Annotated in this window: 18 protein-coding genes, 2 tRNA genes and 1 pseudogene; 11 read left to right on the forward strand and 10 right to left on the reverse strand. The window is 35.8% G+C overall.

Annotated features, from left to right (window positions below; all coding sequences use genetic code 11):
• Positions 1-51 precede the first annotated feature (51 nt).
• Positions 52-591 carry a DUF2911 domain-containing protein gene (locus tag ACZ5CF_RS05715; RefSeq protein WP_464578176.1) on the reverse strand — a complete coding sequence of 180 codons (540 nt, stop codon included), beginning with the start codon at positions 589-591 and terminating at the stop codon, positions 52-54.
• 245 nt (positions 592-836) lie between these two features.
• Here ACZ5CF_RS05715 and asnB point away from each other — a divergent pair, with 245 nt between their 5' ends.
• The 5 genes from asnB to secDF all read left to right on the forward strand — a co-directional run bounded on the left by asnB (position 837) and on the right by secDF (position 9898).
• Positions 837-2504 carry an asparagine synthase B gene (gene asnB / locus ACZ5CF_RS05720; protein ID WP_464578177.1) on the forward strand — a complete coding sequence of 556 codons (1668 nt, stop codon included), beginning with the start codon at positions 837-839 and terminating at the stop codon, positions 2502-2504.
• 183 nt (positions 2505-2687) lie between these two features.
• Positions 2688-4628 carry a DNA topoisomerase (ATP-hydrolyzing) subunit B gene (gene gyrB / locus ACZ5CF_RS05725; RefSeq protein ID WP_464578178.1) on the forward strand — a complete coding sequence of 647 codons (1941 nt, stop codon included), beginning with the start codon at positions 2688-2690 and terminating at the stop codon, positions 4626-4628.
• A gap of 74 nt (positions 4629-4702) precedes the next feature.
• On the forward strand, positions 4703-5725 hold the full coding sequence (locus ACZ5CF_RS05730) for a DUF6588 family protein (RefSeq protein ID WP_464578179.1): 1023 nt from the start codon (positions 4703-4705) through the stop codon (positions 5723-5725).
• A gap of 98 nt (positions 5726-5823) precedes the next feature.
• Entirely contained in the window at positions 5824-6750 is a 927-nt protein-coding gene (gene mdh / locus ACZ5CF_RS05735) for a malate dehydrogenase (RefSeq protein ID WP_464578180.1), read from the forward strand.
• A gap of 178 nt (positions 6751-6928) precedes the next feature.
• Complete coding sequence (gene secDF / locus ACZ5CF_RS05740; RefSeq protein ID WP_464578181.1) at positions 6929-9898, forward strand: protein translocase subunit SecDF; 2970 nt, start codon at positions 6929-6931, stop codon at positions 9896-9898.
• Positions 9899-9952: 54 nt separating this feature from the next.
• On the opposite strand, the pseudogene ACZ5CF_RS05745 reads toward secDF, so the two are convergent.
• The 7 genes and pseudogenes from ACZ5CF_RS05745 to folE form a co-directional block, all read right to left on the reverse strand.
• Positions 9953-10492, reverse strand: a pseudogene (locus tag ACZ5CF_RS05745) (nitrilase-related carbon-nitrogen hydrolase); the annotation flags it as partial.
• Positions 10493-10509: 17 nt separating this feature from the next.
• The gene (locus ACZ5CF_RS05750) at positions 10510-10680 is read right to left on the reverse strand and encodes a nitrilase-related carbon-nitrogen hydrolase (RefSeq protein WP_464578183.1); all 171 of its coding nucleotides are present in this window, start codon (positions 10678-10680) and stop codon (positions 10510-10512) included.
• A gap of 3 nt (positions 10681-10683) precedes the next feature.
• A complete protein-coding gene (locus tag ACZ5CF_RS05755; RefSeq protein ID WP_464578184.1) occupies positions 10684-11178 on the reverse strand; it encodes a DUF192 domain-containing protein in 495 nt (164 codons plus the stop codon).
• On the reverse strand, positions 11178-11993 hold the full coding sequence (gene lgt, locus ACZ5CF_RS05760; RefSeq protein ID WP_464578185.1) for a prolipoprotein diacylglyceryl transferase: 816 nt from the start codon (positions 11991-11993) through the stop codon (positions 11178-11180). Before lgt ends, ACZ5CF_RS05755 begins: the two co-directional genes overlap by 1 nt.
• A gap of 57 nt (positions 11994-12050) precedes the next feature.
• Positions 12051-12275: a membrane protein insertion efficiency factor YidD gene (gene yidD, locus ACZ5CF_RS05765; RefSeq protein ID WP_464578186.1), complete on the reverse strand. Its 225-nt coding sequence runs from the start codon at positions 12273-12275 to the stop codon at positions 12051-12053.
• A 31-nt stretch (positions 12276-12306) separates the two neighbouring features.
• The gene (cysS, locus tag ACZ5CF_RS05770) at positions 12307-13794 is read right to left on the reverse strand and encodes a cysteine--tRNA ligase (protein WP_464578188.1); all 1488 of its coding nucleotides are present in this window, start codon (positions 13792-13794) and stop codon (positions 12307-12309) included.
• A 20-nt stretch (positions 13795-13814) separates the two neighbouring features.
• Positions 13815-14495 (reverse strand): GTP cyclohydrolase I FolE, encoded by a 681-nt coding sequence (gene folE / locus ACZ5CF_RS05775; RefSeq protein ID WP_464580837.1) that lies wholly within the window; start codon positions 14493-14495, stop codon positions 13815-13817.
• 137 nt (positions 14496-14632) lie between these two features.
• Here folE and ACZ5CF_RS05780 point away from each other — a divergent pair, with 137 nt between their 5' ends.
• Together ACZ5CF_RS05780 and ACZ5CF_RS05785 are read left to right on the forward strand one after the other, a co-directional pair.
• A complete protein-coding gene (locus ACZ5CF_RS05780; RefSeq protein WP_464578189.1) occupies positions 14633-16465 on the forward strand; it encodes a T9SS type B sorting domain-containing protein in 1833 nt (610 codons plus the stop codon).
• Between the two features lie 196 nt (positions 16466-16661).
• Entirely contained in the window at positions 16662-17924 is a 1263-nt protein-coding gene (locus ACZ5CF_RS05785; protein WP_464578191.1) for a T9SS type B sorting domain-containing protein, read from the forward strand.
• 38 nt (positions 17925-17962) lie between these two features.
• On the opposite strand, the gene ACZ5CF_RS05790 is transcribed toward ACZ5CF_RS05785, so the two are convergent.
• Together ACZ5CF_RS05790 and ACZ5CF_RS05795 are read right to left on the reverse strand one after the other, a co-directional pair.
• Positions 17963-19474, reverse strand: coding sequence for an OmpP1/FadL family transporter (locus tag ACZ5CF_RS05790; RefSeq protein ID WP_464578193.1), 1512 nt, complete (start codon positions 19472-19474; stop codon positions 17963-17965).
• A 20-nt stretch (positions 19475-19494) separates the two neighbouring features.
• Positions 19495-20565: a hypothetical protein gene (locus tag ACZ5CF_RS05795; RefSeq protein ID WP_464578194.1), complete on the reverse strand. Its 1071-nt coding sequence runs from the start codon at positions 20563-20565 to the stop codon at positions 19495-19497.
• 99 nt (positions 20566-20664) lie between these two features.
• Here ACZ5CF_RS05795 and proS point away from each other — a divergent pair, with 99 nt between their 5' ends.
• The 4 genes from proS to rpsT all read left to right on the forward strand — a co-directional run bounded on the left by proS (position 20665) and on the right by rpsT (position 22745).
• Entirely contained in the window at positions 20665-22140 is a 1476-nt protein-coding gene (gene proS, locus ACZ5CF_RS05800; RefSeq protein WP_464578196.1) for a proline--tRNA ligase, read from the forward strand.
• Positions 22141-22217: 77 nt separating this feature from the next.
• Positions 22218-22292 (forward strand) — tRNA-Glu (locus tag ACZ5CF_RS05805).
• Between the two features lie 66 nt (positions 22293-22358).
• Positions 22359-22430: transfer RNA gene (locus ACZ5CF_RS05810), tRNA-Glu, on the forward strand.
• Between the two features lie 60 nt (positions 22431-22490).
• Positions 22491-22745 carry a 30S ribosomal protein S20 gene (gene rpsT / locus ACZ5CF_RS05815; RefSeq protein WP_464578198.1) on the forward strand — a complete coding sequence of 85 codons (255 nt, stop codon included), beginning with the start codon at positions 22491-22493 and terminating at the stop codon, positions 22743-22745.
• Positions 22746-22881: the final 136 nt, after the last annotated feature.

Genomic DNA, 22881 nt, shown 5'->3' on the forward strand with positions numbered 1-22881 from the left:
AAATTTATTTCAGGGTTTTGCAAACTAACTTAACTCAATAATTGAACAATCCTAAAAAATAATAGGAACCGTTACACGAGTGGTATCCCATCCCATGTGTAAGTTAGCATTATTGCCTTCTCCGCTAAAAGTAATAGAGAAAGCTTCTAATTTTTTGTCGGCTTTAGTAACCTTACCTTTAACTCTAACAACATCGGCAGAATCATCGTAAGAATAAGCGCCCCATTGGTTCAGGTTTTGGTTAATAATAATAGTCCACTCATTATCTCCCGGTATTGTAAATAAAGAGTATGTTCCTGCTTTTACAGCCTTGCCACCAATGGTAGCATCTTTATAAAAAGTTATTTCTACTGCTTCATTAGCACCGGTTCTCCAAACCTTACCGTTAGGAGCTAATTTTGCTAAACTTCTACCTTTAAGTTGTGGCCTGCTGTATATTATTTTAACCAGTTTATCAGAAACTCTGTGGCTAGATGGGTAAGCAGCAGCATCCATAGGGCTCTTATCTAGCCCACTAAAGTCTTGTGCTTTAACAGGCGTTAATAAAGCAAAAGCAAAAAATAAAGTAATAGCAGTTAGTGTTTTTCTCATAGTTATTTTTTTTTAGTGTTTTAAAGGTACTAATAGTTCCTCATAAGTTTATGTTAAACTTTGTCGCTGCTTTCTTAAAACATTACTTTCAAAACGTCACTTTTTTCTACAATAAATCAGTTTTACAATTTTAATTTAATACAAATATTATTAATTAGGTTTTAAAATGTAATTAAAAGCAGCTTTTATGTTTATAATAATAAATAATGTGTGCACTTTTGCTTTGTAATTATAATATAAAAGTTATGTGCGGAATTGTTTGCGCTTTCGATTTAAAAGAAAAAGCAGAGGTATTAAGACCTCAATTACTGTCAATGTCAAAAAAAATACGACACAGAGGTCCGGATTGGAGTGGTATTTATAGCAGTAGTAAGGCTATATTAACACATGAGAGATTGGCTATTGTAGACCCGGCTTCTGGAAAGCAACCTTTATTTAGCGAAGATAGAATGCTTATTTTGGCTGCTAACGGAGAAATTTACAATCACAGAGATTTAAAAAAACAACTTACCTCAGAATATACATTTTTAACACAGTCTGATTGCGAAGTAATTCTTGCGCTGTATAAAGAAAAAGGTGTAGAATTTTTAGACGATTTAAACGGAATATTTGCTTTTGCTTTATATGATGCAGAGCAAGATGCTTATTTAATTGCAAGAGACCACATGGGAATTATCCCGCTGTATATGGGTTGGGATAAAAATGGTACTTTTTACGTTGCATCAGAGCTAAAGGCTTTAGAGGGAGTTTGTAATAAAATAGAAGTGTTTCCTCCGGGACACTATTTATATAGTAAAGATGGTGAGCTTAAAAAATGGTACAAAAGAGATTGGCAGAGTTATAGTGCCGTACAAGACAATGAAACTGTAATTGCTAAATTGCGTGAAGCATTAGAGGTAGCTGTGCAAAGACAGTTAATGTCTGATGTGCCTTATGGTGTTTTACTTTCCGGAGGGTTAGATTCATCTATAACTTCGGCTATTGCCAAAAAATATGCTCAAAAAAGAATAGAAACAGACAATACCAAAGATGCTTGGTGGCCCCAGTTGCACTCGTTTTCGGTTGGGCTTGAGGGCTCTCCAGATTTAAAAGCGGCGCGAGAAGTTGCAAAGCATATTGGTACGGTGCATCACGAAATTAAGTTTACCATTCAAGAAGGTTTAGATGCAATAAGGGATGTGATTTATTATTTAGAAACGTACGACATCACAACGGTTAGAGCCTCAACACCAATGTATTTAATGGCAAGGGTTATAAAATCTATGGGAATTAAAATGGTGTTATCAGGAGAGGGGGCCGACGAGCTTTTTGGAGGATATTTATACTTTCATAAAGCACCAAACGCACAAGAATTTCATGATGAAACGGTTAGAAAATTAAACAAACTTCATCTATACGATTGTTTGAGAGCCAACAAAAGTTTATCGGCTTGGGGTGTAGAAGGTAGAGTGCCTTTTTTAGATAAAGAATTTATAGATGTTGCTATGCAAATAAATCCACAAGATAAAATGATAAACGGAGAGCGTATAGAAAAGTGGGTGCTCAGAAAAGCTTTTGAAGATTATTTACCTAAAAGTGTGGCTTGGAGACAAAAAGAACAGTTTTCAGATGGTGTTGGTTACAGTTGGATAGACACTCTAAAACAAGTTGTAGAAGAAAAAGTAACCGATGAGCAAATGGCTAACGCAAAGTATAGGTTTCCTGTTCAAACACCTCAAACTAAAGAAGAATACTATTACCGCTCTATTTTTGAGTCGCATTTCCCGAGTGATGCTGCTGCTTTAACAGTTCCTCAAGAGCCATCAGTGGCGTGCAGCACAAAAATTGCTTTAGAGTGGGATGAAGCATTTAAAAATGCAAATGAGCCTTCAGGGAGAGCAGTTGCAAAAGTTCATTTAGATGCTTACAAATAGTAAGTAAAGTGTTGATTATAAGCGTTGTAAAAAGCACTGTGCAATACAGTGCTTTTTTTGTTGTTTTTTTCACAAAAAAATGTTGATAACTTGATGCTTTAAATAGGGCTTAACCCCTTAATTTTATTAGGGATTGTGTATATTTGTCTGTTACGCAATTTTTATAATAAACATCCGCTATTTATGAGTGAAGAAGTGAATAAAAATCAGTATTCGGCAGACAGTATTCAGGCGTTAGAAGGAATGGAGCATGTTCGCATGCGCCCGTCTATGTATATTGGAGATGTAGGAGTAAGAGGGTTACATCATTTAGTATACGAAGTTGTAGATAACTCAATAGATGAGGCTCTTGCCGGATATTGTGATACAATTAAGGTAACCATTAATGAAGATAACTCTATTACCGTAGAAGATAATGGTAGAGGTATCCCGGTTGGCATTCATAAAAAAGAAGGTGTATCGGCGCTAGAAGTGGTTATGACCAAAATTGGAGCCGGTGGTAAGTTCGATAAAGACTCTTACAAGGTTTCCGGAGGATTGCACGGTGTTGGTGTATCGGTGGTTAACGCTTTGTCAGATCATTTAAAAGCTACTGTACACAGAGAGGGTAAAATCTGGGAGCAAGAATACGAAAGAGGAAAAACATTATATCCCGTAAAAACAGTAGGAGAATCAGACATAACAGGTACAATAGTAACTTTTAAACCCGACAAAACTATCTTTCAGCAAACCACAGAGTATAATTACGATACTTTGGCAAGCAGAATGCGTGAGTTAGCATTCTTAAATAAAGGGATAACTATTACGCTTACAGACAAGCGTAGAAAAAATGATGATGGAGAGTTTGAAAGCGAAACTTTTTATTCTGAAGAAGGACTTCCTGAATTTATTAGATTTTTAGATCAAAACAGAGAACCATTAATTGGCAAAGTTATTTCTATGGAGGGAGAAAAGAATGATATCCCGGTAGAAGTAGCTATGATTTATAATACCTCTTTTAATGAAAATTTACACTCGTATGTAAACAACATTAATACTCACGAAGGAGGTACGCATTTATCCGGTTTTAGAAGGGGTTTAACAACTACCTTAAAAAAATATGCTGATGCTTCCGGAATGTTAGATAAGCTTAAGTTCGAGATTTCCGGAGACGATTTTCGCGAGGGGCTAACAGCTATAGTGTCGGTAAAAGTAGCAGAACCTCAATTTGAAGGGCAAACTAAAACCAAGTTAGGTAACAGAGAGGTTACTTCGGCTGTCTCGCAAGCAGTATCAGAAATGCTGGAAAATTACCTTGAAGAAAACCCTAACGATGCTAAAACAATTGTGCAAAAAGTAATTTTAGCAGCACAAGCACGCCATGCAGCTCGTAAAGCAAGAGAAATGGTGCAGCGCAAAACTGTAATGAGTGGAGGCGGATTGCCCGGAAAACTTTCAGACTGCTCAGAACAAGACCCTGCAAAATGTGAGGTTTTCTTAGTAGAGGGAGACTCTGCGGGAGGTACTGCAAAACAAGGAAGAGACAGGAATTTTCAAGCAATTTTGCCATTGCGTGGTAAAATATTAAACGTAGAAAAGGCCATGCAACACAAAGTGTTTGAGAATGAAGAAATTCGAAATATTTTCACTGCTTTAGGTGTTAGTATCGGTACCGAAGAAGACAGCAAAGCTTTAAATTTAGAGAAATTACGTTACCATAAAATAGTAATTATGTGTGACGCCGATGTAGATGGTTCGCATATATCTACACTAATCCTTACGTTCTTCTTCAGGTACATGCGTGAACTTATTGAGGCAGGACATGTGTATATAGCAACACCGCCTTTATATCTTGTTAAAAAAGGAAATAAAAAGGCTTACGCGTGGAATGATAAAGAAAGAGATGAGCTTTTAGAAAAGTTTGGTAGCGGAGCAAATGTACAACGTTATAAAGGTCTTGGAGAGATGAATGCAGAGCAATTATGGGAAACTACCATGAATCCTGCAAACCGTACTTTAAGACAGGTAACTATAGATAATGGATCTGAAGCCGATAGAATTTTCTCTATGCTTATGGGAGATGAGGTGCCTCCAAGACGAGAATTTATAGAGAAAAATGCGGTATATGCTAATATTGATGCATAAAAAACACTGTTTCACAACAAAAACTCGCAATTTTTTGCGAGTTTTTTTATTTTGTAGCACCAAATTTTAATGTCATGAAAAAAATAAGCTTAATCCTACTTACTTTATTTTCTGTTGCTACAAGTGTGGTGGCTCAAGAAAGCGACTTAGATGCATTACTGGCAGCCGGTGTAGAAGATGCGCAACGATTTGCTAACGATTATCTAGCTCCCGGTACTAATGGTGTAATGTATAGCATGAATGCTAACTGGTTTAACTCTGCCGAAGCAAAACCTCTTGGAGGGTTTGAAGTAGCAGTTGTACTAAATGCTGCTACAGTTAAAGACGAAAACAAATCGTTTTTAATGGATACTGCAGCGTATAACAATGTTAGATTTGTACAAGGGCCTGCAGCGCAATCTGTAGCTACTGCTTTAGGAGAAAACAATCCGGAGGTTGTAATAGAAATTACCTATGACGATCCTATTTTTGGAGAGCAAACAGAGCAAATAACACTTCCTAACGGTTTAGCCTCACAAAACATTAACTTAATACCAACAGCCTTCATTCAAGGGTCTGTTGGTTTAATAAAAGGTACCGAAGTTAAAGCACGCTTTGTGCCAAAAGTAGATACAGAAGATGTTAAAATAGGATTGTACGGAGTGGGAATTCAACATGAATTTACTAAGTGGTTACCGGCAGACAAGCTGTTTCCGGTGGCTATTTCCGGTTTAGTTGCTTACACGCATTTAGATGCTTCGTATGATTTTACGGGCTCTACAATTGTTCAAGGAGAAAACCAACGATTAGAGAATGACACTAATACCTGGCTTTTTCAATTAATAGGTTCTACTAAACTTCCCGTTATTAACTTTTATGGAGGTATTGGTTACATAAGTGGTGAGGCACAAACCGATATGTTAGGAACCTACAGAGTAAGTAACGGGATTGTTACTTCAGAGGAAATTGTTGATCCGTTTTCGGTAACTAGCAAAGTATCGGGTGTTAGAGCTACTCTTGGTACTAAATTAAAACTCGGATTTTTCAGGCTCAATGCAGAATATCATCTGGCAGAATTTAATAGTTTTTCTGTGGGAGTTAATTTAGGTTTTAGATAGTATTGATTGTTAACTATTTAATTACAAAATAACCTGCAATAAATCTGCTTTATTTGCTAAATTTGCGTTCGTTTAAAAAACCTTAAAAATTTAATTAAATGAAAGTAACAGTAGTTGGAGCAGGTGCAGTTGGTGCCAGCTGTGCAGAATATATAGCTATTAAAGATTTTGCTAGCGAAGTTGTGTTGTTAGACATTAAAGAAGGATATGCAGAAGGTAAAGCAATGGACCTCATGCAAACGGCTTCTTTAAACGGTTTTGACACTAAAATAGTTGGAACCACAAACGATTATTCTAAAACAGCAGATAGTGATATTTGTGTTATTACTTCTGGGATTCCAAGAAAACCTGGCATGACTCGTGAGGAGTTAATTGGTATTAATGCCGGAATTGTTAAATCGGTTACAGAAAATTTAATTAAGCATTCTCCAAATGCTATAATCATTGTGGTGAGTAACCCGATGGACACAATGACCTATCTTGTTCATAAAACAACCAATCTTCCAAAAAACCGCATTATAGGAATGGGTGGAGCTTTAGATAGCGCACGTTTTAAGTATCGTTTAGCAGAAGCATTAGGAGCTCCAATTTCTGATGTAGATGGTATGGTAATTGGAGGTCATAGTGATACCGGAATGTTACCGTTAACTCGTTTAGCTACCAGAAATAGTGTTCCGGTCTCTAAGTTTATCTCAGAAGAGCGTTTAAATCAAGTTAAAGAAGACACAAAAGTAGGAGGCGCTACCTTAACTAAACTGTTAGGAACCAGCGCTTGGTATGCTCCCGGAGCAGCAGTTTCTGCTTTAGTACAGGCTATTGCTTGCGATCAGAAAAAAATGATTCCTTGCTCTGCATACTTAGAAGGAGAATACGGTTTAAACGATATTTGTATTGGAGTACCTGTTATTTTAGGTAAAAACGGTATAGAAGAAATTGTACAAATAGAACTTACAGACGAGGAAAAAGAAAAACTGCAAGAAAGTGCTGCAGGAGTAAGTAAAACTAACTCATTGTTAGAGTTTTAATAAGTTTACCCAATAAATTCAGAAACCCGCAAGCTAAAACTTGCGGGTTTCTTTTTAAAGATGTTAATATTTTGAGATTTTATTTATCAAATAAATACTACACAAAATAATTGTCAATTGTATGGGTAAATTTTATATTTGCACGTTTTCAAAAATTCAATAATTAATACCATTCATAATGCAAAACAAAGGATTAGTTAAGCTTTTTGCTATTTTATTTGGGATTGTTAGTATTTACCAACTTTCTTTCACGTTTGTTACTAACAAAATAGAAAAAGAAGCCGAGACTTATGCCCTTAACAAGATTGCAGAAACAGAAGACAATTTTGTGGCTAAAAGAGAGGCAGAAGAGGCCCGTTATTTAGACTCTATTGGTAACCAAGAAGTATACAATATTGGTGTTGCTAAGTTTACCTATAATGAGGCTAAAGAAAAAGAGCTTAACAAAGGTTTAGACCTTAAGGGAGGGATAAATGTAATGCTTCAAATTTCTGTAAAAGATATTTTAAAAGGGTTGGCTAATAACTCTAAAAACCCCGTATTTAATAGAGCATTAGCGCAAGCAGACGAAGCAGCAAAAAACAGTGATAAAAACTATTTAGACTTATTTTTTGAAGAGTTTGATAAAATAAAAGGAGACACCAAGTTAGCCTCTCCGGACATTTTTGCTAACAAAACTCTTAGTGACGAGATTAACTTTAAAATGTCTGATGATGAGGTTAAACCTATCATTAGAAGAAAAATAGATGAATCTATTGTATCTGCTTTTGAAGTTTTACGTAAACGTATAGATAAGTTTGGTGTAACACAACCAAACATTCAGCGTTTAGGCACATCTGGTCGTATTTTGGTAGAATTACCTGGAGCTAAAGATGTAGACAGAGTTAAAAAATTATTACAAAGTACAGCTCAACTTGAGTTTTGGGAAACATTCAAAGCAGATGAAGTATATCCGTTTTTAGTTGCTGCTAACGATAAACTAAAAGAAATTTTAGAAGTAAATAAAGATACTGTTAAAGAGCAACCAACATCAGAAATAGATTCGTTATTATCTGATGCAGCTCAAGACTCATTAGATTTAGCAAATCAAGTAAATCCGTTATTCGATTTAATTAGAGGAGGTGGTATTCAAGGATCGCCAGTTATTGCAACGTTTGCATTAAAAGATACTGCTACTGTAGGCGAGTATTTAAGAATGCCAGAAATTAAGAGGTTGTTACCAGAAAACTTACAGTTTGCAAAATTTGTTTGGGGAAAACCAACAAAAGATTCTGAGGTTACAGAACTTTATGCGTTAAAATCTAATAGAGAAGGAGAAGCGCCATTAAGTGGAAGCGTTGTAGTTGATGCAGCTCAAACCTACGATATGCAAGGAAGACCGGCTGTGTCTATGCAAATGAATGGTAAGGGTGCTAAAATCTGGGAAGAACTTACCGGGAAAGCGTTCAAAGAAGGAGGAAACATTGCTATTGTTTTAGACGATATTGTATATTCTGCACCGGGAGTATCTAAAGGAGCAATTACCGGAGGAAACTCAGAAATTTCAGGGCAGTTTACATTAAACGAAGCAATAGACCTTGCTAACGTTTTACGTGCAGGTAAATTACCGGCTTCTGCAGAAATAATTCAAAGTGAAGTTGTAGGACCGTCTTTAGGGCAAGAAGCTATAGATAGCGGCTTTACATCGTTTTTAATAGCGATGCTAATTGTGCTAATCTGGATGGTATTCTACTATGGTAAAGCAGGATCATTTGCCGATATAGCATTAATATTCAATATAGTTTTAATTTTTGGTGTTCTTGCAGGATTAGGAGCTGTTTTAACATTACCGGGTATTGCAGGTATTGTTTTAACCATTGGTATGTCGGTAGATGCAAATGTGTTAATCTTTGAAAGAGCTCGCGAAGAGTTAGCCAAAGGAAAAGGTATGATGCAGGCTATCTCTGACGGATTTAACAATGCATTATCGTCTATTTTAGATGCTAATATTACTACCGGTTTAACAGCGCTAATTTTATTAGTGTTCGGAACCGGGCCAATTAAAGGATTTGCAACAACCTTATTAATAGGTATTTTAACATCATTATTTACAGCAATCTTCATTACCAGATTATTAATAGATTGGTATGTTAAAGAAGGTAAGAGAAAGCTGGACTTCTCAACTCCGTTAACCAAAAACTTATTTAAAAACGTAAATATTAATTTCCTTGGTAAGCGTAAGTTAGCTTACATTATTTCAGGAATTGCGTTAACAATCAGCATAGGTTCTTTAGTAGTTAATGGTTTAAACCAAGGCGTAGATTTTGTTGGAGGTAGGTCGTATCAAATCAGATTCGAAAAACCGGTAAATCCAACCGAAATTACTTCAGATTTAACAGCTGTATTTGGTAGTGTAGAGGCTAAAACATTTGGTGAACCTAACCAGATTAAAATTACTACCAAATACAAAGTAGATGTAGAAGGAACTGAAGTAGACGAAGAAATTCAGCAAAAACTATTCACTACATTACAAAAACATTTACCGGATGGTACAACGTACCAAGATTTTATAGTAGGTAGTGAAGACAAAAAAATAGGAATTTTACAATCTATAAAAGTAGGGCCAACTATTGCAGACGATATTAAAAAGAATGCCGGTTGGGCAGTGCTTGGCTCTCTATTTGTTGTATTCTTATACATTTTATTACGATTTAGAAAATGGCAGTTCTCTCTAGGAGCTGTTGCAGCGGTTACACACGATGTTTTAATCGTGTTGGGTATTTTCTCATTAACATACAAAGTAATGCCGTTTAACATGGAAATAGACCAAGCATTCATTGCGGCAATACTAACCGTAATTGGTTACTCTTTAAATGATACTGTGGTTGTTTTTGACCGCATTAGAGAGTTTGTTTCTGCAAGAGGATGGAGAGGTGGAGAAAATGTTAATGTAGCCCTAAACAGCACGCTAAGTAGAACGTTAAATACCTCATTCACTACTTTGGTAGTATTACTTACCATTTTTATATTTGGTGGTGAATCTTTACGAGGATTTATGTTTGCCATGATTGTAGGTGTGATTGTAGGTACCTACTCATCATTATTTATTGCTACTCCGGTTATGTTTGATACGCTCAAGCAAAAAGGAGCAGCAAAAGATAATAAGTAAACTTAGTTACAAGGTGTACAAATAAACGCTCTTGATTTTCTCAAGGGCGTTTTTTTATAAGCTAACTTTTTGTGCGGTAAATTGTTCTGTATTTACAATTAATAAACCCTCGTTTTTTTTATCTAGACAAGAAATCAGCTCACCCTTATCATTCCAAACGCCCGTATTTCCTCCGGCGATAAAATCATCACAAGCGCCAATACTATTTACAAACAAAACTGGTGTTTTATGTTGTTTCGAAATTTCAGCATAATATTTGTGTGCCTTGTTTAATGAATGCAATGGTTTTGCAGCACTTATTAAATAAATAAACGGTTGTAGATGTAGTGTTTTTTTAAAATGTTCTGGCACTAAGCTTTCGTAACAAATTGCCGGGACAATAGTTGTATTAGCTATAGAAAAGTTTATTTGATTACCTCCAGAGTTAAAATAAGGTTTCTCATCGTCATGTAACCACTGTTTTTTGTAAATACTACTTGTGTTATTCGGAAAGTATGTTATTAAACTAATATAAAGTTTGTTTTGCTGTTTTAACGGTACACCAACCGAAACAACAATGTTATGTTTTTTGCTTTCGTTTTGTAACTCATTTAGTAGAGGATTGTTGCTGGCTAACTCAAAAGCTGAAACATTTTAGTGCTGTATCCAGTTAAAGATAATTCTGGAAAGAAAATAGCATTGGCTTTATATGTTTTTGCAAGTGTAATACAATCTTTATGTTTTTTTAAGTTAGCCCTTGTGTTGTTTAGAGTTGATGAGATTTGTGCAAGGGCTAACATCATGTTTTATGGATTTATTTTAGTGTAAGATATAGAGTCTCCCACACTAATACTCCACTTATCTGTTAGTCCTGCATTAATCTCCAGAACATATTTGGCCGGATAATTAGAGGGTATAGAAGCTTCGCTTAAGGGCACTGTATTTTTAGCAATGCTCACTATTTTTTGGTTGCTATTTATGTAAATAATATCTAAAGCAATTTCGGTGTTTTTCATGTAAAAATACCTTGGCGCCTCATCAGAAAAAATAAAGAGCATTCCATTAATAGAATCCATAGACTTTCTGTACATAAGCCCGGTTTCTGTTTCGTAAGCATTATCGGCTATTTCAATATTTATTGTTTTAAGTAAACTATCTTTTTTATAAATAGATAATACCCCCTCTTTTTTAAATGCTATTTCTTGCTTAGCAACAGGAGAAACAACTTTTTTGTTATCCTTACATGATATAAGACTAATTAGAATACTCAAAAAAAGTAATGAAAGTGAGCTTTTTCTCATTATGCTTGTTTTTTAGCTTTCATCATAAAATATATACCAAGGGCTATAAAAGGTATGCTTAGTAATTGTCCGGTATTTAAAACCCAATCTGCACGCTCATCTACTTGGGCTTCTTTAACAAATTCTACAATAAACCTAACGGTCCATAAAAGTGCTAAAAACAGCCCAAAAATGTAACCTAAGTTATCGGCTTTTTTTGTTTTCCAGTAGGTGTACCATAAAATTGCAAATACTATTATGTACCCAAAAGCTTCATATAATTGGGCAGGATGTCTGGGAAAAGATTCTCCTAACTGCAAGAAAACAACCCCAAAATCTGTCCCTGTTGGTTTGCCAATAATTTCTGAGTTGAAAAAGTTACCAATTCTAACAAAAACACCTCCAATAGCTACCGGGATTACTATGCGGTCTAATATCCATAAAATATGTTTTTTAAGTATTTTTTTGCTGTACCAATACATTGCAATTATAATTCCAATTGCAGCACCATGGCTTGCCAGCCCTCTAAAACCAACAAATCTAAATTTTGGGTTAAACTCAAAAGGTAAAATAATGCTTAGCGGGTCTTGTATAAACATTTTTGGTTCGTAAAATAAAAAATGACCTAAGCGAGCCCCTATTAAAGTTGCTAAAACAGTGTATATAAAAAGCGAGTCGAGTTTTTCTATAGAGAGGTTTTCTCTTTTGTAAATGCGTTTCATTAAAAACCAACCTAATGTAAACGCTATAACAAACATTAAGCTGTAATATCTAATTACAAAAAAACCAAGATTAATTCCTTCAGAAGGATTCCAATCAATACTTAATAGGTGCATAGTTATAATTTTAGTCGGGTAAATATAACCAATAGAAAGCTAAAAAAACATTAAATTTTAGGGTACAGGATCATAACCGCTTCCTCCCCAAGGATGACAGCTAAAAATTCTTTTAATAGCTAGTTTGCCACCCTTAAATAAACCGTGCTTTTTTAAGGCTTCTATAGTATAATGAGAGCATGTTGGCGAATACCTGCAGGTAGCCGGTGTTAACGGAGAAATAACCACTTGGTAAAACCTAACCAATACAATAAATGGGAATATGAGTGCTTTTTTTACCAAAGTAAAAAGTGGTTTTATATTGCAAAGGGCACTACTTTGCAATAGAGTAAGTAGTACCTTCTTTGCCGTCTTTTAGTTGAATGCCCATAGCTGCAAGCTCATCTCTAATTTTGTCTGAAGTAGCAAAATCTTTATTTGCTCTGGCTTGGGCTCTTAGTTTTATTAAAAGCTCTATTGTGCCTTCAAGTTTGCTATTGTCTTGAGTGTCTGCGCTGTCTTGGTTTACTAAGCCAAGCACATCAAAAACAAAAGTGTTTAATGTGTCTTTAAGAGTGTTTAAATCTGCTTCGGTAATGGTAGCGCTACCCTCTTTTATTTGATTAATGTATTTAACAGCTTCAAATAAATTAGCTATTAAAACGGGCGTGTTAAAATCATCATTCATAGCATCGTAGCACTTTTGTTTCCAATCAGAAACATTAATGCTAGATGTGTTAGAGGCCTTTAAATTATTTAAAGATTTTATGGCATCCATTAACCTATTGTAGCCCTTTTCACTAGCAAGCATGCCATTGTTGGTAAAATCTAAAACGCTTCTGTAATGTGCTTGAAGCATAAAGAAACGAGCTACACCGGGAGAGAACGCTTTACTAATATTAGGGTTATCTCCTGTAAAAATCTCCATAGGTAAAATAAAATTACCGGTAGATTTTGCCATTTTCTTACCGTTCATGATAAGCATATTGGCATGCATCCAGTATTTTACAGGCTCTTTACCGTTAGAGGCTTCTGCTTGGGCAATTTCGCATTCGTGATGCGGAAATTTTAAATCCATCCCACCTCCATGAATATCAAATTGCTCTCCCAAGTATTTAGTACTCATGGCAGTACATTCTAAATGCCAACCCGGAAAACCGTCGCTCCAAGGAGATGGCCAGCGCATAATGTGTTGTGGTTCGGCTTTTTTCCAGAGGGCAAAATCCTGAGGATTTTTCTTGTCGGTTTGCCCTTCTAAAGCTCTTGTGTTATGAATTAAATCTTCAATATTTCTACCACTTAATTTACCATATTTGTAGTCTTTGTTAAATTTAAGTACATCAAAATATACAGAGCCATTTGCTTCGTAAGCATATCCTTTTTCAAGGATATCTTTTACAATTTCTATTTGCTCTATAATATGCCCTGTTGCTGTTGGCTCTATACTAGGTGGTAGTAAATTAAATTTATTTAAGATGTTGTGAAAATCTACAGTGTAGCGTTGCACAACTTCCATGGGCTCTATTTGCTCTAACCGTGCTTTTTTTGCTATTCTATCTTCGCCTTCGTCCGCATCGTTTTCTAAGTGGCCGGCATCGGTAATATTTCTAACGTATCGTACTTTATAGCCTAAATGCTTTAAATACCTGAAAATTACATCAAAAGACATAAAAGTTCTAACATTTCCCAAATGCACATTGCTATATACTGTAGGGCCGCATACATACATGCCAACATGGCCTTCGTTAAGGGGTTTAAAAACTTCTTTTTGTCCGGTAAGCGAATTGTATATTTTAAGTTCTTGCTGTGTGTACAGTTGCATTTTAGGCTTTTTTTTAGTAATTAAAACTCTGTATCAAGTTTTATGTAATCTAAAAATTCTCTTCTAACAGATTCTGATTTGAATTTTCCTCCAAATTCTGCTGTTACGGTACTACTTTCAATATCTCTGATACCTCGAGAATTTACGCAAAGGTGTTTGGCATCTATAACGCATGCAACATCTTTGGTGCCTAATATTTTTTGTAATTCTTGAACAATTTGAATGGTCATACGCTCCTGAACTTGCGGGCGCTTGGCAAAGTAGTCTACAATTCTGTTCATTTTAGATAATCCTACCACTTTACCATTAGAGATATAACCAATATGTGCTTTACCTACTATAGGCAATAAATGATGCTCGCAGGTAGAGTAAACTGTAATGTTTTTTTCTACAAGCATTTCGCCATATTTATATTTGTTTTCAAAGGTAGAAGCACTCGGTTTTCTATCCGGATGCAAGCCTCCAAAAACTTCTTTAACAAACATCTTTGCCACCCTTCTTGGAGTTCCTCGTAAACTATCGTCTGTTAAGTCTAAACCAAGGGTTTCTAATATGTTGTAAACATCTTGTTCTATACGCTCTATTTTTTGATCGTCGGTTAGCTCAAAAGCATCGTCACGTAAGGGCGTTTCGGCAGAAGAAGCAAAATGTTCGTTTCCAAGCTCTTCAAAATGGTCTTCTAATGCACGGTTAATTTTCATATTATTTTTGTTTTCAAGAGGTGCAAAGATAGTCATTATAACTAAGTTTTAGACTAATCATCTATTATATGCGTTATATAAAAGACAAATTAACAGTATTTTAGTAATTTTAGTGTCCCAAATTAAATCCCAAATCCATGAAAACGAGCCTACTATCATATGGTTTGTTATTTTTTGGTATAACATTATGTACTGCTCAAGTATCTCCAGATTGCAGTACCGCAATTCCAATATGTAGTAATGTGCCTATTACAGCAACTGTAGATGGTTATGGGACAGATGACTTCCCGGGAGTTTCTATTTTAGCCGATGATTGTTTAGAATCTGCAACGCCTAATGGACCTATAGAGTCTAATTCTGCTTGGTATAAGTTTAGAACAGGAGCATCTGGACAGTTAGGATTTAATATACAATACAGTAACAATGATGATTGGGATTTTGCGCTTTTTAAAGCTTCAGATTGCGATAATTTAGGAGACCCTGTACGATGTAATTTTGACGTAAATGGTGGTAGTACAGGTTATACAGGAATTGGAGTAAACCCCGATACCGGAACACAAGGATTGGGTTATGAAGATTGGTTAACGGTAGAGGCCGGAGAAGAATATTATTTGCTTATTAATAATTTTTCTGGGGTAAATAGTGGATTCTCTATTCATTTTAGTGGACAAGTTTTTGTTGATTATCCGGATTCGGCTTTAGATTGTACTATTTTAACAAATTTATTAGGACCGGATGTGTTTGCATGCGATGGTGAAACGGTAACATTGCAAGCTACTTTACCAGATGCTACAGCGTATACTTGGTATGAGGTTGTTAACGGTTCAGAAAACGAAATTACTGCTAATAGCAATAACGATACCTTGTCTGTAACCTCTTCAGGAACATATAAAGTTGTAGTAGAACTTAATGGTGGAGGTGAGTATATAGAGAGTTCCACTACAGTTACTTTTAGTACAGTACCTATAGCTGAACCTCTAACAGATGAATTTGAGTGCGATTTAAACGGAAATGGTATAACTGTTTTTGACTTGTCAGCTAAAGACTCCGAAGCTCTTGGTAGTCAGAATTCATTAGAGTTTACAGTTTCTTATCATGCTAATTTTTATGATGCTCAAATAGGAGCAAACCCACTTTCAAAACAATACGAAAACACTTCAAGCCCATATAATCAAACAATATATGTGAGGGTTGCATCTGTTAGTAATCCAATGTGTTACGATGCTTCACAAAGCTTTACTATAGAGGTGGTTAAACAACCTGATGTTGCGGTAAATACAAATGCTTACTTGTGCCAGAGTAATGCAGTTACAATTGGTGATACTAATAATAATTCAGGCTATTTGTATGAATGGAATAATGGTATGACTACGCCAACTCAAGTAGTGAGCGCTCCCGGAACGTACACCTTAACTATTAAAAATCAGGTTGGAGACATCTCGTGCAACATTACAAAGGTTATAACTGTGCAAGCATCACAGCCACCGGTAATAGCCACTATAGATATTAACGATGTACAAGACAACAATACTGTAACTGTTTTTACAGAAAATGACGGTGATTATGAATATAAATTAGGTAACAGTCCTTACCAAGATAGCCCTATATTTACAAATGTGCTGCCGGGAGCATATGCACTAACAGTAAACGATAAAAACGGTTGTGGCTCTGTTACAGAAAATATTCTTGTTGTAGGGTTTTCTAAATTTTTTACTCCTAATGGAGACGGTATAAACGATTCTTGGCACATAGAAGGATTAGAAACGTTAGACGAAGCAACTGTTTATATTTTTGATAGGTTTGGAAAACAAATTAAAAAACTCACAAAAAGTAATAACACTTGGGACGGAAGGTATAAAGGAGTATTATTGCCTTCTACAGATTATTGGGTTAGAATAGAGTATGTTAAAACAGTAAATAATCAACTTATTTCTGGAGTAACAACAAAACATTTTACATTAAAACGATAATTCTACGTTTGTTTATAGCCAAAACAAGACTTCTTACCGTATATATATACTAAAACCACCGTTTAAAAGTTATATTTAAGCAAGTATCAACTATTTGTAATATCTGCTAATGGCAACTAAAATGTATTTTGCCCCTAAAAAAATAGCTGTAACAAGCCTTATATGCGCTTGTTTTTTTGTGTGTTTTACAAGTATTATGGCTCAAACATCCGGAGATTGTTTTACAGTTGTTCCGATATGTGCTGATGGAGTAATAACTGCCGAAGTTGATGGGGCAGGAGATGTAGAAGATTTTGAAGATATTAGCCAATCCGGTTGTTTAGAGAAAGGTGGTTTAGCTACAAGTGATTTAGAAAAAGATGTTGCCTGGTTCATTTTCAGAGCAAACGGGGATGGGCAATTAGGGTTTAATATCAGGTATTTATCTGCAAATGAAGATTGGGATTTTGCAGTTTATGGTCCAAATGTAGACTGTAATAATTTAGGAGAGCCTGTTAGGTGTAGCTACGAGAGTGGTGTTACAGGATATACAGGAGTGGGAATTAACCCCGCCACCGGGACATCTCAACAAGAAGGAGATGAATATGATACTTGGCTTGATGTGCAGCAAGGAGAAGAATATATTATTTTCATTAATAATTTTAATACCAATTTTACAGGAGACCCGATGATTTTTGAATTAGAATTTACGGGTCCGTTACTGGATACTCAAGGTCCAGATGCATTAGATTGTTCAATTAAAGAAGATTTTTTAGGTTCGGATATTAATGCTTGCGTTGGTGATGTTGTTACACTAGATGCAGAGCGTCAATCAGCCACAAATTACGAATGGTATGTAGATGGTAATTTAATAGCCGGAGAAAACAACCCTACATTAAATGTAACAACAACCGGGTTGTATTCTGTTATTGTAACTACGCCTGTGGTAACTTTTGAGGATGAAATTCAAGTTACCTTTCACCCAATATTACAGCCTTCTCAAGTTGGATATCAAGTAACCGATTTACAAGATATAAATACGATCTCTGTTACGGTTATGGGAACAAGCGAGTATGAATACAGTTTAAACGGAGGAACTTTTCAGTCAGATCCCGAGTTTATAGATGTTCCCCCCGGAATTAATCAATTAACCGTTAGAGACGTTTACGGTTGCGGAGAAGTTATTGTGAACATTCCGGTTGTAGGATACCCTCGTTTTTTTACACCAAATGGCGATAGTATTAACGATGAGTGGCACATAGGGGCTGTTGAAGAGTTAAATTTTGCATACATAACCATTTACGACAGGTATGGCAAATTGCTGGCGCAGTTAGATAGAAATAGTACCGGTTGGGATGGTACTTATAACGGTAAGCCTTTGCCCGCTACAGATTATTGGTTTAAGTTTAATTATAGCAGAGATGTAAACGGAGAAACACAACAAGGAACCATAAAAGGACATTTTACCCTTAAACGATAAAAAAAGCGGAGATAATACTCCGCTTTTTTCATACTTGCTTATAAATTAAAACTTAAAGAGACTGCAAAGTTTGTATTTGTTTTATCAATTCTTGCAGGAGTTGGTAAGCCTGTGTTAAATAACAATTGATTGTATGAACGTTCACTTTGGTTAAAAGACACATCTAATTTTGTGGCTCCAAAGTTGTATCCAATTCCTAAAGAATACCCGGTTAAGTCACCAACGGTAGTTTCGTTTTTATAAGGACTGCTTTCAAACCGATAGCCACCACGTAAGCTCCATTTTTCAATTCTATATTCTCCACCAATTCTGTAAGAGTTAACTGCCTGCAAATTTTCTGTAAGTAGGTTATTTTCTGTTGCAAAACTCGGGTCGGCTGTAGGGCGTAATTGTGCTTCGCTCATGTCTTGATAGCTGTAATCAAAGCTTAGTAATCCTTGATTGCCAAAAACAACAGCTGCACTACCGGTTAATTTTGCAGGTGTTTTTATTTTATAATCCGGATAAATGGTAACTAAAGAAAAGTTAACCAAATCTATATCGGTGTCTGCTAAATTTGAGTTTATTTCTTGCGATACTTCGTCTTCTAAATCATACCAAGTAGGAGATTGATAACTAAGCCCCACTCTAAACTGATCGCTCATTTTTGCAATAGCTCCAATAGAGAAAGAAAAACCGGTTCCTTGTGTAAATAGCCAGTTGTCAAAATACATATTTTGCAATGCAGAACCACTGTTATAGCCATCTTCATCAAATTGTGTTAATTGCTCATATCTAACAGCATGAAAGTTTAACGAAGCTCCTAAATAAAGAGTTTGTTTGTACTGCGAGGCCAGGTTAAAAGCAAATTTACTATTGTAACCGTTAGCACTAAGTAAATATGACTGGTTAACTGTATTGTAATCTCCGGTAAATACATATTGTGTATTATTATCATCGTTTGGGTCTACCGGGTCTATAATTCCTCCATAATAGCCTAAAAAAGCCTGTTGTGGTCCATAACCTAAGTCACGAGCTATATTTAAGTAGGCATCTGCAAGCGATTCATTAGATTGGATTAGAATTGAACCAAAAGGCACACCATTTGCAAAATTCAAAAAATAACCGTCTATAGATTGGTTACTATTACCGCTGGCTAAAAACTCATTATCAAAATTATTTACCAATTGGTAGTTTAAGCCCAGAGCTACTTTTTGCCAATCAGCATCAGGATTTTGGTTTTTAAAAACAAAAACGGCTCCAACTTGATTTAGTTCTAAGTTGTCTATTTCTGTTTGCGAAAAACCATTAAAATAAGAGGTGTTGTTTTTTGTGTTAAAGTTATTTACGGTAAAACTTGTATAGCTATTTGCAAAAACGGCAGAACTAGCCGGGTTAATATCAATGGCAGATAGGTCTCCGCCAAGAGCTCCAAAAGCTCCACTCATGCCCTGAAAACGAGCGGTACCGTTTAAATTTTCACTACTATATCTAATTACATCGTTTATGTTCTGAGCACTTACAGCAGTGCAAAGCATAGCCATTATGGCAAAAAAACCATTCTTTTTCATGAGTTTAATTTTAAAAGAGATTAGTTGTTTCTTCTAGATCTGCTACTTCCAGAAGAACGTGATGTTCCTGATGATCTTGATCCGGATGAAGAACGTATACTTCCACTAGATCTGCTTCTGCCGGATGAAGATCTGTTGTACGAGCCACTACTTCGTGACCTACTTGATGATCGTGAGTAATTTGGTGTGCTACGATTACTGTTGTAGCTACGACCTCTTATAACTCTGTTGTTAGAGCTGCCGGATCTACTATAAATATTGCCTCTACCATCTGCACTAATACCACGAGAGTTTCTGTAACGAGCATTATTGTTGGTAGAATAACCTCTGTTTCTGGTATAATTTAATGCTCGAGTTCTAGTGTAATTGCTACTTCTACCTCTGGAGTAGCGGTATCTGCTATCAGTGCTAGTTAAATTACTTCTGTTATAGTACCCTCTTCTGCTATTAGCATAAGCGTAACTTCTTCTTAAACTGTGAGGGTAGTAGCCGTAATTGTAATAAAATGGTCTGCCGTACCATCCATAATAGCCATAAAATCCAAAATTGTAACCCCAGTAAGGAGACCACCATCCGTCATAAATCCAGAAAGGGTCTATCCATCCGGCATATGCATAATTATAAACGCCCCAATTCCAGCCAAAATTCCATCTATTCCACCTATTCCATCCCCAAAACCAAGGAGAAGCATACCATCCCCAACGAGGGTTAGTATATATATTTATGCTTACATCTGTTGTGTTATCTCCCCATCCGGCAAAACTTCTGTATGTTTCATCATCAATCAAATCGGTACTATCTTGTGCATATTCTCCACTATTATAACTATCTACGTCAGTAAAAATAGCATCAGAGTTTAAAAGCTCATCATATTCTTTAGCCTTAGCGTCAAAGTAATCAACGTAGGTATCGTTATCTACATTGTTATGTTGTTGTGTAGGTGCAACAGTAGTTTCTGAAGAGGCATAAATGCCGTCATTATCATAATACGATGCTTCTTGAAAAGAACCACAAGAAGCCACTAATAACCCAACCGGAACAGTTAAGAGCATTAGTTTCTTTGCTGATTTTTTGGTGGAGAAATTCATCATTGCTTAATTTTTAATTGTTGCACATAACAAAAATAGTTAGTTTTGCCCAACTATTTCTTTTTTTAACAAACTCACAACATTTGTGCCAAAGTACTGATAATGAGCAAAAAATTAACTAAAAGAAGCGAGGATTACTCTAAATGGTATAACGAGTTAGTTGTTAGAGCCGATTTGGCTGAAAACTCAGGAGTAAGAGGTTGTATGGTTATAAAGCCTTATGGCTTTGCTATTTGGGAAAAAATGCAGGCAGAGCTAGATAAAATGTTTAAAGATACCGGTCATGTAAATGCCTATTTTCCCATATTCATCCCTAAATCATATTTAAGTAAAGAGGCTGCACATGTTGAAGGTTTTGCCAAAGAATGTGCTGTGGTTACCCATTACAGACTTAAAAATGCCGAAGACGGAAGTGGAATAGTGGTTGATCCGGAAGCTAAATTAGAAGAAGAATTAATTGTTAGGCCAACATCAGAAACTATTATTTGGGATACCTACAGAAAATGGATTCAGTCTTATAGAGATCTGCCTATACTGGTAAATCAATGGGCTAATGTTGTTAGATGGGAAATGCGTACCCGCCTATTTTTACGTACAGCCGAATTTTTATGGCAAGAAGGACATACTGCTCATGCAACTAAAGAAGAAGCAGTTGCCGAAGCAGAACAAATGATGAATGTGTATGCTGATTTTGCCGAGAAATTCATGGCAGTGCCGGTAATTAAAGGAACCAAAAGTGAAAGCGAGCGTTTTGCCGGTGCAGAAGAAACATATTGTATAGAAGCTTTAATGCAAGACGGTAAGGCTTTACAAGCTGGTACATCACACTTTTTAGGGCAGAATTTTGCGAAAGCTTTTGATGTAAAGTTTGCAAACAAAGAAGGTAAACAAGATTACGTTTGGGCAACTTCTTGGGGAGTATCTACCAGGTTAATGGGAGCTTTAATCATGACACACAGTGATGATAACGGATTGATATTGCCTCCAAAACTAGCGCCACTGCAAGTTGTTATTGTTCCTATTTATAAAGGAGAAGAGCAGTTAAATGCTATTAGAGAAAGGGTTGCTCCTGTAATTAATGAGCTAAAGGGCAAAGGTATCACGGTTAAATTTGATGATAGAGATACACACAAACCGGGCTGGAAGTTTAATGAATACGAATTAAAAGGAGTCCCTGTAAGACTGGCAATTGGGCAGCGCGATATGGAAAACAATACTTTTGAGGTTGCCAGAAGAGATACATTAGAAAAACAAACCGTTTCTGCAGAAGATGTTGTTAGTAAGATAGAATTTTTGTTAGAAGATATTCAGCAAAATATATATGATAAAGCTGTGTCTTACAGAGATGCGCATATTACTAAGGTAGATTCGTTTGATGAGTTTAAAGAAGTTTTAGAAACTAAAGGCGGATTTGTATTAGCGCATTGGGATGGTACAGCAGCAACAGAAGAGGCTATTAAAGAAGCAACAAAAGCAACAATACGTTGTATACCACTAGATGCTCAAGAAGAAAAAGGCTCTTGTGTATATTCCGGCAAGCCTTCAAATAGGCGTGTATTGTTTGCAAAAGCGTATTAATGCAAAAAAAGTTTTTTTAACTATTGCAACATTTAAAAATAGTTGTATTTTTGCATCCGCATTTATGCAAGAGTTAAGGCCCGTTCGTCTAGGGGTTAGGACGCCAGGTTTTCATCCTGGTAGCAGGGGTTCGAATCCCCTACGGGCTACCAAGTTCTATAACATAAAAAGTAACTAAATAAGGTCGTTTAAAAAAGACTTTCATTTTAGTACATTCTGGCCCGTTCGTCTAGGGGTTAGGACGCCAGGTTTTCATCCTGGTAGCAGGGGTTCGAATCCCCTACGGGCTACAAAATTTATTTAACAAAATATAGCAGAGCGTTAAGCTCAAAAAATTATTACTTAAAGATATGGCAAATCATAAGTCGGCATTAAAAAGAATTAGAAGAAATGAAGCTGTGCGTTTACGTAATCGTTACCAACATAAAACGGTTCGTAATGCGGTGAGAAAATTACGTGGTTTAGAAAACAAAAAAGAAGCAACCGAAATGCTTCCTAACGTAATAAGCATGATTGATAAGTTAGCTAAAAAGAACATTATTCATAAAAATAAGGCTGCAAACTTAAAAAGTAGCTTAACTAAGCGTGTTGCGGCTTTATCTTAACAAGTAACGTACATCTTAGCAATATACACAAGTAAGTAAGCCTCCTAAATTTTAGGAGGCTTTTTTTTTGCCCTTTCTTTTTTAATAGCTTTAAATTCTTCCTAGAAGGCATCGTTAACTGGCTTAAATTTCGTAT

Source organism: Lutaonella thermophila (genome assembly GCF_055387725.1).

Bases quoted from the DNA above. Each gene is read 5' to 3' on its own strand.
- ACZ5CF_RS05715 (WP_464578176.1), bottom strand. From the start codon at position 591: ATGAGAAAAACACTAACTGCTATTACTTTATTTTTTGCTTTTGCTTTA.
- asnB (WP_464578177.1), top strand. From the start codon at position 837: ATGTGCGGAATTGTTTGCGCTTTCGATTTAAAAGAAAAAGCAGAGGTA.
- gyrB (WP_464578178.1), top strand. From the start codon at position 2,688: ATGAGTGAAGAAGTGAATAAAAATCAGTATTCGGCAGACAGTATTCAG.
- ACZ5CF_RS05730 (WP_464578179.1), top strand. From the start codon at position 4,703: ATGAAAAAAATAAGCTTAATCCTACTTACTTTATTTTCTGTTGCTACA.
- mdh (WP_464578180.1), top strand. From the start codon at position 5,824: ATGAAAGTAACAGTAGTTGGAGCAGGTGCAGTTGGTGCCAGCTGTGCA.
- secDF (WP_464578181.1), top strand. From the start codon at position 6,929: ATGCAAAACAAAGGATTAGTTAAGCTTTTTGCTATTTTATTTGGGATT.
- ACZ5CF_RS05750 (WP_464578183.1), bottom strand. From the start codon at position 10,680: ATGATGTTAGCCCTTGCACAAATCTCATCAACTCTAAACAACACAAGG.
- ACZ5CF_RS05755 (WP_464578184.1), bottom strand. From the start codon at position 11,178: ATGAGAAAAAGCTCACTTTCATTACTTTTTTTGAGTATTCTAATTAGT.
- lgt (WP_464578185.1), bottom strand. From the start codon at position 11,993: ATGCACCTATTAAGTATTGATTGGAATCCTTCTGAAGGAATTAATCTT.
- cysS (WP_464578188.1), bottom strand. From the start codon at position 13,794: ATGCAACTGTACACACAGCAAGAACTTAAAATATACAATTCGCTTACC.
- folE (WP_464580837.1), bottom strand. From the start codon at position 14,495: ATGAAAATTAACCGTGCATTAGAAGACCATTTTGAAGAGCTTGGAAAC.
- ACZ5CF_RS05780 (WP_464578189.1), top strand. From the start codon at position 14,633: ATGAAAACGAGCCTACTATCATATGGTTTGTTATTTTTTGGTATAACA.
- ACZ5CF_RS05785 (WP_464578191.1), top strand. From the start codon at position 16,662: ATGGCTCAAACATCCGGAGATTGTTTTACAGTTGTTCCGATATGTGCT.
- ACZ5CF_RS05790 (WP_464578193.1), bottom strand. From the start codon at position 19,474: ATGAAAAAGAATGGTTTTTTTGCCATAATGGCTATGCTTTGCACTGCT.
- ACZ5CF_RS05795 (WP_464578194.1), bottom strand. From the start codon at position 20,565: ATGATGAATTTCTCCACCAAAAAATCAGCAAAGAAACTAATGCTCTTA.
- proS (WP_464578196.1), top strand. From the start codon at position 20,665: ATGAGCAAAAAATTAACTAAAAGAAGCGAGGATTACTCTAAATGGTAT.
- rpsT (WP_464578198.1), top strand. From the start codon at position 22,491: ATGGCAAATCATAAGTCGGCATTAAAAAGAATTAGAAGAAATGAAGCT.